This window comes from Celeribacter marinus (genome assembly GCF_001308265.1).
Lineage (GTDB): Bacteria > Pseudomonadota > Alphaproteobacteria > Rhodobacterales > Rhodobacteraceae > Celeribacter > Celeribacter marinus.
The window spans coordinates 179,471-192,078 of the sequence record NZ_CP012023.1; the positions used below are offsets into that span (position 1 = coordinate 179,471).

The 12,608-nt window shown below is 59.1% G+C and carries 11 protein-coding genes; 9 read left to right on the forward strand and 2 right to left on the reverse strand.

Annotated elements, in window-relative coordinates; translation table 11 throughout:
• Nucleotides 1–3: 3 nt before the first annotated feature.
• On the reverse strand, nt 4–606 hold the full coding sequence (locus IMCC12053_RS00925) for a class I SAM-dependent methyltransferase (RefSeq protein ID WP_062214858.1): 603 nt from the start codon (nt 604–606) through the stop codon (nt 4–6).
• 19 nt (nt 607–625) lie between these two features.
• Entirely contained in the window at nt 626–1,639 is a 1,014-nt protein-coding gene (locus tag IMCC12053_RS00930; protein ID WP_236852484.1) for a LacI family DNA-binding transcriptional regulator, read from the reverse strand.
• A 205-nt stretch (nt 1,640–1,844) separates the two neighbouring features.
• On the opposite strand from IMCC12053_RS00930, the gene iolG reads away from it, so the two are divergent.
• The 9 genes from iolG (at nt 1,845) to iolB (ending at nt 12,608) form a co-directional block, all read left to right on the forward strand.
• Complete coding sequence (gene iolG, locus IMCC12053_RS00935; protein ID WP_062214860.1) at nt 1,845–2,837, forward strand: inositol 2-dehydrogenase; 993 nt, start codon at nt 1,845–1,847, stop codon at nt 2,835–2,837.
• A 122-nt stretch (nt 2,838–2,959) separates the two neighbouring features.
• Nucleotides 2,960–3,883, forward strand: a complete 924-nt coding sequence (locus tag IMCC12053_RS00940) for a sugar ABC transporter substrate-binding protein (protein WP_062214862.1) — start codon at nt 2,960–2,962, stop codon at nt 3,881–3,883.
• Nucleotides 3,884–3,942: 59 nt separating this feature from the next.
• A complete protein-coding gene (locus IMCC12053_RS00945) occupies nt 3,943–5,049 on the forward strand; it encodes an ABC transporter permease (RefSeq protein WP_062214864.1) in 1,107 nt (368 codons plus the stop codon).
• A 1-nt stretch (nt 5,050) separates the two neighbouring features.
• A complete protein-coding gene (locus IMCC12053_RS00950; protein WP_062214866.1) occupies nt 5,051–5,830 on the forward strand; it encodes an ATP-binding cassette domain-containing protein in 780 nt (259 codons plus the stop codon).
• 76 nt (nt 5,831–5,906) lie between these two features.
• A complete protein-coding gene (locus IMCC12053_RS00955) occupies nt 5,907–7,019 on the forward strand; it encodes a Gfo/Idh/MocA family protein (RefSeq protein WP_062214868.1) in 1,113 nt (370 codons plus the stop codon).
• Between the two features lie 4 nt (nt 7,020–7,023).
• Nucleotides 7,024–8,961 carry a bifunctional 5-dehydro-2-deoxygluconokinase/5-dehydro-2-deoxyphosphogluconate aldolase gene (locus IMCC12053_RS00960; RefSeq protein ID WP_062214870.1) on the forward strand — a complete coding sequence of 646 codons (1,938 nt, stop codon included), beginning with the start codon at nt 7,024–7,026 and terminating at the stop codon, nt 8,959–8,961.
• Nucleotides 8,958–10,883, forward strand: coding sequence for a 3D-(3,5/4)-trihydroxycyclohexane-1,2-dione acylhydrolase (decyclizing) (gene iolD / locus IMCC12053_RS00965; RefSeq protein ID WP_062214871.1), 1,926 nt, complete (start codon nt 8,958–8,960; stop codon nt 10,881–10,883). Before IMCC12053_RS00960 ends, iolD begins: the two co-directional genes overlap by 4 nt.
• 12 nt (nt 10,884–10,895) lie before the next feature.
• Nucleotides 10,896–11,801 carry a myo-inosose-2 dehydratase gene (iolE, locus tag IMCC12053_RS00970; RefSeq protein WP_062214873.1) on the forward strand — a complete coding sequence of 302 codons (906 nt, stop codon included), beginning with the start codon at nt 10,896–10,898 and terminating at the stop codon, nt 11,799–11,801.
• A gap of 12 nt (nt 11,802–11,813) precedes the next feature.
• Nucleotides 11,814–12,608 (forward strand): 5-deoxy-glucuronate isomerase, encoded by a 795-nt coding sequence (gene iolB, locus IMCC12053_RS00975; protein WP_062214875.1) that lies wholly within the window; start codon nt 11,814–11,816, stop codon nt 12,606–12,608.

Below are 12,608 nucleotides of genomic sequence, written 5' to 3' on the forward strand. Positions count from 1 at the left end.
CGTTCAATCGATCATCCACACGTCATAACGCGTTGTTTTTCCCAATATTTGATGTGAACAGGGCTTGATGCCTATCATCGGATCGGCTTTTGCAGGCCATTTCAGGACGACTCGGGAGCGCGCGGTTTCGAGTGCCACGCGCATCAAATCGGCGGCATCGACATCGGTTCCAACGATATCGCGGACTTGACGCAATTCTAATTTCACCAACGCGGTGGATTTGCGGGGGGGGTGCATCGGGTCGATCAAGATTGCTTGGGCATCGAGTTGGGGCAGCACATCTTTTGCGTCCCCCTGTATCAGTGTCATGCGCTCGATGATGTCGCGTAATTCCCCACCTTCTTGAGCGGCGTCAGCCATGCCTTTGGCCAAGAGCGCGTGCATCTTTTGCGACCGCTCGATCAGTGTGACCTGCGCGCCCAGCGATGCGAGCAAAAATGAATCCCGACCAAGGCCCGCAGTGGCGTCCACAATCATCGGGGTTTTGCCGTTGCGCAGACCCATCGCTTTTGCCAATGCCTGTCCGCGCCCGCCGCCAAAGCGGAGCCTGTGCGCCACCGCGCCACCGACGAAATCCACGCGTAATTCACGATCTTTCTGTTTCATCGTGTTTTCATGCCCCGTGCTACGCGCTTTCGCGAACGACCATGCGCCCGATGAATGTTTTGTCGAGCTGCGTGGTCTGTGAGCTTTCCAACACGTCGACGAGGTAGTTGGCCATATCCGTAAGCGGTTGGCGGTATGTCGTTAGACGGTAATTGGGGCTTTCGCCCTGTGGCACATCGTCAAAGCCGATCACGGCAATATCTTCGGGTACTTTCAAACCCAAACGGTGGCGGATCGCGTCGATGGTACCAAGTGCAAGGGCATCGTTTTCACACACGATAATATCGGGCAATTCGGCGCGGGTTTTGCCACCAAAGGCCTCAGCGACAATATCGGCGGCAAGTATGGGATCATAGGCGGGCACGGGCACGCTGTCGCAGGTTTCACCAAAGGTCTGCATCCAGAAATCAACAAAGGTTTCTTTGCGCGACAAGTGGGCCGAGTCGGTGCGCGGGCCGGCGAGGTAGAATGGCTTGCGATATCCGCGATCACGCACATATTCGGCGATTTCAATAGTCGCGGCGCGGTCATCAACGGAAATCGATATCGTGTCCTCATTTTCGGACGAGCGCGCAAAGATGATGAGTTTCTTAAAGTGCCGCGCTTTGTAGGCGGCGTCTAACACCTCGTCATCAAACTGGATGCCGATCAAAATCGTTGCGTCCACGCGCCGCCGACTGGCGTTGAGCAGGGCAGGGGCCGCATCGTTACGGTTCAAGGTGTTGACCAACATCGTATCCCAACCACGACTGCGCAAAGCGCGCGTGAGACGTTCGAGCATCACCAGTTTGTGCGGATTGGCAAAGTCGTCGATCAAAAGCGCCACAAGGTTGGAGCGATCGGAGGCCAGTGCCACGGCCCGTAGATCGGGCACATATCCAAGCGCTTCGGCGGCGGCCATGACTTTTTCGCGTGATTTGGACGAGATCGACGCATCCTTTTTGAACGCACGATTCACCGTCCAGCGCGACACGCCTGCGGCCGTGGCAACATCATCTGCCGTGATGTTCAAGGGAAGGTCGGACGATTTCAAACGGTGCGCTCCTACGTGTGGCAGATTTCTTTTTAGGCGGAAACTCTTGGGATTCATAGTCTTTTTAAGGGTCTTGGGCGGGGCCGTTCGGTGCGCGCGTGTGATTTTTGCACGCGCGTGCACAAAAGTCTTGCACGCGCGTGCAAAATGAATATGACTCTCCACAAGAACGCGGCGAGGAGAGTCGCGACAAAGGGAGATTGTCATGCTTAAGGTTGGTTTGTTGGGGGCTGGACGCATCGGTCAGGTCCATGCCGTGAATATTGCGGGCAACGCGCGCTCGACGCTTGTTGCTGTGTCTGATGTGTTTGAGGCATCGGCCCAGTCACTTGGTGCCACACACGGATGTGAGGTGCGCAGTACCGAGGACATTTTGAACGATCCAAGTATTGATGCGGTTTTGATTGCCACGTCTACGGACACCCATTCAGGTCTGATTGAGGCCGCCACGGCGGCGGGCAAGGCGGTCTTGTGTGAGAAGCCTGTTGATTTGTCATTGGAGCGGGCCAAGGCCTGTCTTGATGCGACGGCGTCCTCGGGCAAGCCTGTCATGATCGGCTTTAACCGCCGGTTTGATCCAAGTTTTGCGACATTGCGCGGTGCATTGGCTGCGGGCGAAGTGGGCAAGGCCGAGCTTTTGTCGCTGACATCTTTTGATCCCGCACCGCCGCCGGTGTCCTACATCAAAGTGTCGGGCGGATTGTTTCGCGACATGATGATCCACGATTTTGACATGGCCAACTTTTTGATGGGGGATCGCCCTGTCACAGTGCGCGCCGTTGGCTCATCTATTGTCGATCCCGAGATTGGCGCGGCGGGAGATGTCGATACTGCCGTGGTGACCATGACCTACGCAGACGGGCGTATTGCCGTGATCAAAAACAGCCGCCGTGCGGTGTATGGCTATGATCAACGTATTGAGTTGCTTGGCTCCGAGGGGCTGCTTCAGGCGCAAAATATGTTGGAAAACACAGTCGTGAAATCCACCACTGCGGGCGTTGTGTCGGCTAAGCCGACCTACTTTTTCCTTGAGCGCTACATGCCGGCCTATGCCGCTGAGTGGGAGGCCTTTGTGTCAGCTGCACTCGATGGCACGCCGATGCCTGTCACGCTTGAGGATGGTATCGCCGCTTTGGCGATGGCCGAAGCCGCCACGCACAGTTTCCAGACGGGGCAGGCGGTCGACGTTAGCCTCTAAGTCAAGAGTTCGCGCGGCCCCATAGGAGGTGGAGCCGCGCACATGCATCGGGTGCCGTGCGGCATCTGATATCGAAAGGTGGCCGATTTTAGCCGCCACAAAATTCCTAGGGAGGAATACCAATGAATAAACTACTCGCATCCGTTGCAACCGCTGCTGCCGTTGCTGTTGCGGCTCCTGTGTTTGCTGCGGACATCATCGTCGTTGCACACGGTCAGGCCAATGACCCGTTCTGGTCCGTTGTCAAAAACGGCGTTCAAAAAGCGGGCGAAGATACAGGCGCAAACGTTGAATTCCGTTCGCCCGAAACCTTTGACATGGTTGCTATGAGCCAGCTCATCGACGCAGCTGTGAACCAAGAGCCTGATGGCATTGTGGTCTCCATCCCTGACGCCGATGCGCTTGGCCCATCGATCCAGCGCGCTGTTGCTGCCGGTATCCCCGTGATTTCCATGAACTCAGGTTCTGATGTCGCCGAAGAGCTTGGCGCATTGTTGCACGTGGGTCAGTCCGAGTATGACGCTGGTGTTGCCGCAGGCAAAAAACTTGCCTCCATGGGCGGCACAAAAGGCATCTGTGTGAACCAGGAAGTGGGCAACGTGGCGCTTGATCTGCGGTGCGAAGGGTTTGCGGACGGGTTCGCTCAAGAGGTCAAGGTGATCCCGACCCAAGCCGATCCAGCAGAAGTTGAATCCAAAGTGCGTGCAGCGCTCGATAGCGATCCCGATGTTGATACGGTTCTGGGCCTTGGCGCCTCTTTGGTGGGGGAACCCGCCGTCGCCGCCGTCGAAGCACTCGGGCGCACAGACGTTCTCATCGCGTCCTTCGATCTCTCCGCAGGCTTCCTCAAAGCGGTGTCCGAAGGCAAAGCGGCGTTCGCAATTGACCAACAGCAGTTTCTTCAGGGCTATCTGCCTGTCGTGTTCCTTGCGCTCAATGCCGAATACGGCCTGATGCCCGGTGGGAATGTGCCATCTGGTCCGAACCTCGTGACCCAAGAGGCCGCAGGTCTGGTGATTGATCTGTCCGCACAAGGCATTCGCTAAACGAACTCGTCAGGCCGCACATCCGTGTGGCCTGACATCTATTTTGGGAGGAGCATTTTATGGCGAGCGACACATCAGTTGCGAGTGACGAGCGGATCAAAACCGAGTCATTTGCCACCAAACTTATGAAACGACCCGAACTTGGCGCCATTGGTGGCGTGATCCTCGTGACCGTTTTCTTTCTTATCACCGCGGATAGCGCGATGTTCACCCTGTCGGGGATTATGAACTTTATGACACCCGCGGCACAGCTTGGCATTCTGGGAATTGCGGCGGCGATGTTGATGATCGGCGGCGAGTTTGATCTGTCCATCGGCTCCATGATTGCCTTTGCGGGGATGATTTTCGGCGTGTTGACGGTCAACCTTGGCCTCCCGCTTTTGCTTGCCATTCCTCTCACTCTTGCCTTGTCCGCTGCAATTGGCGCGATCAACGGAACGATTGTTATTCGCACGGGCCTGCCGTCTTTTATCGTGACACTTGCGGGTCTGTTCATCTTGCGCGGGATTTCCCTTGTCGGTTTGAAACTCTTCTCTGGCGGCTCAACCCAGTTGCGCGGTGTGCGCGATGCGGTCGAGGGCGATCCATTGCTGAACCTGTTCTCGGGTGATGCATTCGAAGGCCTGTTTGCATGGTTGGCTGATATCGGCATGGTCGAGACGTTCAAAAACGGTGCGCCGAAAGTTCCGGGAATTCCCGTCGAGATCTTGTGGTTCATCGCGCTGGCGCTCATCGCCACCTATGTCTTGTTGCGCACACCTATCGGAAACTGGGTGTTTGCCACGGGCGGCGATTCCAATGCGGCGTCCAATTCGGGCGTGCCGACCAAGAAAGTCAAAATCTCCCTCTTTATGGTCACGGCTATGGCCGCGGCTCTGGTTGCGATCATCACGGTGATTGACGCGGGATCGACCGATGCGCGGCGTGGGTTTATGAAAGAGTTCGAGGCCATTATTGCCGCCGTTATTGGCGGGTGCTTGCTCACGGGGGGCTACGGCTCGGCGATTGGCGCATTCTTTGGTGCGATCATCTTTGGCATGGTCACCATCGGTCTGACCTACACAAATTTTGATCAGGACTGGTTCCAGGTGTTTCTCGGCGGCATGTTGTTGCTCGCTGTGGTGTTCAATAACGTGATCCGCAAACGTGTAACGGGGGAGCGCTAATATGACCCATCCAATCATCCACATGGACGGCATCAAAAAGCACTTTGGCAATGTGATTGCCCTCAACGGTGTGACGTTCGATGTCACCCCTGGTGAGTGTCACTGCCTGCTTGGCGATAACGGTGCGGGCAAGTCGACCTTTATCAAAACGATGTCGGGCGTGCATAAGCCGACCGCAGGCTCGATCAATTTCGAGGGAAAGCCGCTGTCGTTCAATTCGCCACGTGATGCGATGGAGGCGGGCATTGCCACGGTATTCCAAGATCTCGCGATGATCCCGCTGATGAGTGTGACGCGCAACTTTTTCATGGGGCGCGAGCCGACAAAGGGCAGGGGGCTGATGAGGCGCTTTGACATCGATGCCGCCAACGAGATTTGCATGGACGAGATGCGCAAAATGGGGATTAACCTCCGCGCCCCTGACCAAGCGGTCGGGACGTTATCGGGTGGTGAGCGCCAAACCGTAGCGATTGCGCGCGCCGTGCATTTCGGGGCTAAAGTGTTGATCCTTGACGAGCCGACCTCGGCGCTCGGCGTGCGCCAAACGTCTAACGTATTGTCGACGATTGACCGTGTGCGCAGTCAGGGTGTCGGTGTTGTGTTTATCTCGCACAACGTGCGCCACGCCATGGCGGTGGGCGACCGCTTTACAGTGCTCAATCGGGGTCAAACCCTTGGCACCGCTCAAAAAGGTGAGATCACCGCGTCCGAACTCCAAGACCTCATGGCGGGTGGTCAAGAGCTGGCGGAACTCGAAGGATCGCTCGGCGGCACCATCTAGATATATCCCCCCAGCGGGCGGTCCGAATAGGTTTGGATCGCCCGCGAAAACATTATGCTGACCAAAGGAACGCGTCATGCAAGACACATCACAACGCCCCGTTGGCGTGGCCCTCATCGGCACGGGGTTCATGGGCAAATGCCACGCAATGGCGTGGAACAATGTTGCCACCGTATTCGGGGGCGCGCGCCCGCGATTGGAAATTCTGTGTGACATCGATCAAACTGCGGCGGATGCACATGCGGGCCAGTTCGGCTTTGCCCGTGCCATGACCGATTGGCAGGCGGCCGTGCGTGATGACGCCGTGGACGTGGTGTCGATCACCACCCCCAACGGTATGCACCGCCCCATGGCCGAGGCGGCGTTGAATGCGGGCAAGCATGTCTGGCTTGAAAAACCGATGGCGCTGACGCTTGACGATGCGCGCCACATGGCCGATCTGGCCGCGAGCCATCCCGATCAGGTTACAATTTTGGGCTATAACTATACGCGTAGCCCCGCATTCCAAGCGGCCCGTGCGATGATTGCGGCGGGCGACATTGGCACGCCACAGGCGTTTCGCGGCGTGTATGATGAGGACTATAGCGCCGATCCGGATTTGCCGTGGTCGTGGCGCATGACCCACGCGGGTGGCGGATTGGGCGCACTTGGTGATTTGGGCTGTCACCTTGTCAGCCAGATGACCGCCCTGATGGGTCCTGTGTCCGAAGTCACTGCGATGACGCATATCGCGGTCCCGCAGCGCGCATCGCCCGATGGTCCAAAGCCGGTGGAGAACGAAGACAGCGCTATGGCATTGTTGCGCTTTGCCTCTGGCGCACATGGATCCTTTGCCACATCGCGTGTGGCACGGGGGCGCAAATGCCGTTTGCAGTGGGAAATCCACGGCTCCAACGGTACGCTTGTCTTTGATCAAGAGAACATGAACGAGCTTTGGGTCCACAGGTCGGGCGAGGCGGGGTTCACCCGTCATCTGACTGGACCCGAGCAACCGGATTTCACCGCGTTTTGTCCCGCACCGGGGCATAATTTCGGCTTTAACGAGCAAAAAGTGGTCGAGGCGCGTGATCTGTTGCGCGCGATCGGCGGGGGCGCACATGTCGGCCCGAACTTTGCCCAAGGCTATGAAATAGAACGCATCATTCACGCAATGGCGACGTCGAACGGCCGCCCTGTGCAGATTGGATAGACCGATGACAGACATTGACGTAATCACGATAGGGCGCGCGGGCGTTGATTTGTATGGCACGCAGATTGGCGGGCGGTTGGAGGACATGGGGTCGTTCGACAAATACATTGGCGGCAGTCCGACGAACATCGCGTGCGGGACGTCCCGTTTGGGGCTAAAAACCGCGTTGATCAGCCGTGTGGGCGATGAGCATATGGGGCGGTTTATCTGCGAGCAACTGGCGCGCGAGGGCGTGTGCACGGACGGTGTTGTGACCGATCCCGACCGCCTGACGGCCTTGGTGATTTTGGGCATTCGCGACGAGGACCAGTTTCCGCTGATCTTCTACCGTGAGGACTGCGCGGATATGGCGCTGTGCGAGGACGATATTGATCCTGCGTTTATCACACGCGCGCGGGCTGTTGTTGTCACCGGCACGCACCTGTCCAATCCCAAAACCGCAGCGGCGGTGATCAAGGCGCTCAAGATTGCCCGCGAACACGGCATCCGCACCGCGCTTGATATCGATTACCGTCCCAACCTGTGGGGCGTGGCGGGGCATGGTGACGGCGAAAGCCGCTTTGTCGAAAGTCAGGCTGTTACGGATAAGCTTTTGTCCACGCTGCACTATTTTGATCTCATTGTGGGCACCGAGGAAGAGTTCCATATCGCAGGCGGCTCCACCGATACGCTTGCCGCTTTGCGTGCGGTGCGCGAGCAATCGAGTGCGACACTGGTGTGCAAACGCGGCGCGCTTGGTGCGTCAGCCTTTGAGGGCGCGATCCCTGATAGCCTTGATGGCGGCCAAACGGGGCAGGGGTTCCCGATCGAAGTGTTCAACGTGCTTGGCGCGGGGGATGGATTTTTCTCCGGTCTGCTCAAAGGGTGGATGGAGGCGGAGACACTGGATGCGGTGAGTTGGCCCACGGCGCTCAAATACGCCAATGCTTGCGGCGCCTTCGCGGTGTCGCGTCACGGCTGCACGCCCGCCTATCCGAGTGTTGAGGAACTTGAGTTTTTCCTCGGGCGCGGTGTGGTGCAAAAGGATTTGCGCAACGATCCGGCGCTTGAGCAAATCCACTGGTCCACCACGCGCCACACGCGCAATGCGGGCGACTGGTCCACCATGCGGGTGTTTGCCTTTGACCACCGTATGCAGCTTGAACAGATGGACGGCTACACGATTGAGCGCGGCGGCGCGTTCAAGGAACTGTGCCTCAAAGCGGCGCAGCGGGTGCAAAACGGCCAAGATGGCTACGGTATCTTGTGCGACAACCGCATTGGCAAGGCGGCACTTCATGCGGCGTCAGGGTCCGGGCTTTGGATCGGACGTCCGACCGAATGGCCCGCCTCGCGGCCGTTGACGTTGGAGCCTGAACTGGGGTCCGATTTTGGCGGGCTGAGCCAATGGGCGCGGGAGAATGTCGTCAAATGCCTGTGCTTTTGCCACCCCGACGATGACGCGGCGACCCGCGCCGATCAGGAGGCCACGGTCAAGCGCCTGTTCGAGGCTGCGCGGCGCAACAACCTTGAATTCTTACTTGAACTCATTCCATCAAAAGTGGGGGTCATTGCTCCCGATACGACCGCCACTTTGATCCGGCAATTCTACGAGATCGGGGTTTACCCCGACTGGTGGAAGCTGGAACCGATGGCGGATGCGGAGGGCTGGGCCGCCGCCGTATCTGCCATCGAAGATTTTGACCGACACACGCGCGGCATCGTGGTGCTCGGGCTTGATGCGCCCGAGGCAGAGCTGTCCGCGAGTTTCGAAGTGGCCGCGGGCTTCGCACTCGTCAAAGGTTTTGCGGTTGGCCGGACGATTTTTGGCGATGCCGCCCGCGCATGGATGACGGGCGAGATGAGCGATGCGGCGGCGGTTGATGACATGGCCGCGCGCTACACCCGCCTGTGTCAGGTCTGGGATAATGCCCGTGCCAAAGCGATGGAGACCGTGCAATGAGCAACACCATCCGACTGACCGCCGCACAGGCGATGATCAAATGGCTCTCGGTGCAAATGACGCCCACCGCCTCAAGTAGCGAAGCGGTAGGCGTACAAAAATCCGCCTCAAGTAGCGAAGCGGTAGGCAATCAAAAGCTCGAGCGCTACATCGATGGCATGTGGGCCATTTTTGGCCACGGCAATGTGGCGGGCATCGGCGAGGCGCTTCATGCCGCCCGCGATGTCTTTCCCACATGGCGCGGCCAGAACGAACAAACCATGGCGCATGCGGCGATTGCCTATGCCAAGGGTAAAAAGCGCACCCGTGCGATGGCTGTAACCACCTCCATCGGGCCGGGGTCCACCAACGTTGTGACCGCAGCAGCACTGGCGCATGTGAACCGTTTGCCTCTGCTGATCGTGGCGGGGGACGTGTTTGCAAACCGCCGCCCTGATCCGGTGCTGCAACAGGTTGAGGATTTTGACGATGGCACCGTGTCGGCCAACGACTGCTTCAAGCCGGTGTCGCGCTATTTTGACCGTATCACGCGGCCCGAACATCTCCTGACCGCGCTGCCGCGGGCGCTGCGGACCATGACCGATCCGGCCAATTGCGGCCCAGCGGTTTTGGCGTTTTGCCAAGATGTGCAGACGGAGGCTTACGATTATCCCGAGGCGTTTTTTGAGCCACGGGTGTGGCACACGCGCCGCCCCGCGCCGGATGCCCGCGAGTTGGATGAGGTCGCGAGCCTGATCAAATCCGCGCGCAACCCTGTGATTATTGCGGGCGGCGGTGTGATCTACGCCGGCGCCGAACAGACCCTTGCGGCCTTCGCGACCCAACACGGCATCCCCGTTGTGGAAACCCAAGCGGGTAAATCCGCCCTCGCACAAAGCCACCCGATGAACTTTGGCGCATTGGGCGTCGATGGCTCTGCGGCGGCCAATGCGGCCACTGAGGCGGCGGATCTGGTGATTGGGGTCGGCACACGTTTGCAGGATTTTACCACCGGCTCGCGGACCCTGTTTGGCGCGGACGCGACACTGGTCTCGATCAATATTCACGGCTATGACGCGGCCAAACACGGCGCGGTGAGCCTCGTGGGTGATGCGAAAGTGGCGCTTGAGGCGCTCACCGCAGCCATCGGCAACTACAAAGCCGAGGCTCCGAATGCGCAGGCCCGCGAGGACTGGCTGCGCGCGGTGGACGCCTATTGCGCGCGCCCTGATGACCAAGCGGCCAAGCCCACGGACGGGCAAGTGATCGGTGCGGTGCAACGCGCCACCGACGAGACGGCGATTGCCATGTGCGCGGCGGGCACCATGCCCGGCGCGCTAAAACTGCTGTGGCAACCCGCGCAGGGCGGCTATCACATGGAATACGGCTATTCGTGCATGGGGTATGAGGTGGCGGGGGCCATGGGGCTCAAACTGGCCGAACCCGCGCGCGACGTGATCTGTTTTGTCGGCGACGGCTCTTACATGATGGCCAATTCTGAACTGGCCACGGCCGTCATGCGCCGCATTCCGTTCACCGTGGTGTTGACCGACAACGCGGGCTACGGCTGTATCAACCGCTTGCAAACCATGGGCTGTGGCGGTGAGCCGTTCAACAACATGTATGTGGATTGCAACGTGGAGGATCAGCCAAAGATCGACTACGTGGCGCATGCTGCAAGCATGGGGGCGCATGCGGTCAAGGCGGCGACTACAGATCAGCTTGAGGCCGAGATCAAGGCGGCGCGGACCCGCAACATCCCGACCGTGATCGTGATCGAGACCACCGCAAAAACCTTTCCCGGCACGGGTCTGGACACGCGTGCAGGCGCGCACGGATACTTCTGGGACGTTGCCGTCCCGCAGGTCTCCGAGCGCCAGAAACAGCGCGACCGCTACGCCGATTACATCACCCAAATCGCTCGCCAGAGCCTGATCAACTAAGAGACGACAGCTATGATTAAATTCGGCACCAATCCCATTGCATGGGCCAATGATGACGACCAATCCTTGGGCGCGGATATTCCCACGATCCGTATTTTGGACGAGGCGGGGCGTCAGATCGGCTTTGACGGCATTGAGAACGGCCACCGTTGGCCGCAAGATGATCCAGAGGCGCTGCGCACGCTGTTGGCCGACTACGGCCTCACATTTATCTCAGGGTGGCATTCGTTGGGCGTGCTCGCCAATTCCATCGAGGACGAAAAAGCGGCGATCCAGCCGCATCTGGACAAGCTCAAGCACAACGGCTGTACCGTCTGCATTGCCTGCGAGACGTCCAACACCATCCAAGGCGATCAAAAACCGCTGTCAGAGCGGCCCACATTGGACGCCGCAGGGATGAAGGACTTTGCGATCCGCGTCGAGGCGATTGCACAGTATTGCGCGGATCAGGGCATTGATCTGGTCTATCACCACCACATGGGCACCGTGGTGCAAAGCCCCGCCGATATCGATGCGTTTATGGCCGAAACCCTTGCGGCGGGCGGGGCCACGAAACTGTTGTTTGATGCGGGGCACTGCTATTTTGGTGGCGGCGATCCGGCGGTTGTTTTGGCCAAACACGCCGCCCGCGTGCGGCACTTCCACGCCAAAAATGTCCGCCCCAAAGTGCGCGCCCAAGTCGAGGCCGAGGGCTGGTCGTTCATGGATGGCGTGCGCGGATCGGTGTTTACGGTGCCGGGCGATCAAGAGGGTGCGGTTGAATTTGAGCCGCTTTTGCAGATCCTCAAAGACACGAGCTATGAGGGCTGGATTGTGATCGAGGCCGAGCAAGACCCCGATCTGCGCAACCCGCTGTTGTATCAGACCCTCGGTCTGGCCACGCTCAAACGTCTCGCCCGCGAGACAGGTCTTATCTAAGGAGTCAGTCCTATGCCCGATCTATTGAAACGTCCCTTTGGCACCCACGGCAAAGTGCATCAGATCACGCCCGAAAGCGCCGATTGGCGCTATGTCGGGTTTGACCTGATCAAGCTGCGCGCTGGCGAAACATGGGCCGAGGCCACTGGCGAGACCGAGGTCATTTTGGTTATGGTCGAGGGCAAGGCCACGATCACGGCGGCGGGCAAGGATTGGGGCGAATTGGGCGATCGCATGAGCGTGTTTGAAAAGACGCCGCCCCATTGTCTATATGTGCCCAATGAGAGCGACTGGGCGCTTGAATGCACCACGGATGCGACCATTGCGGTGTGCAAGGCTCCGGGGAAATCGGGCCACGCGGCGCGGCGCATTGGCCCTGATGGCATTACGCTCACGCAGCGCGGCGAGGGCAGCAACACGCGCCATATCAACAACATCGCGATGGAGAACGAGGACTACTGCGACAGCTTGCTCGTGACCGAAGTGTTCACGCCTGCGGGCAACTGGTCGAGCTACCCGAGCCACCGCCACGACGAGGACGACTTTCCGCGCATCACCTATCTCGAAGAGACCTATTACCACCGCCTCAACCCCGCTGACGGCTTTGGCATTCAACGCGTCTACACCGATGATTTGAGCCTGAACGAGACGATGGCGGTGCATGACGGCGATGTGGTGTGCGTCCCGCGCGGCCATCATCCGTGCGGCGCGCCCCACGGGTTCGAGATGTATTACCTCAACGTCATGGCCGGCCCCCGCCGCGCATGGCGCTTCGTCCCCGCACCCCCCGTTGAACACCTGATGTGA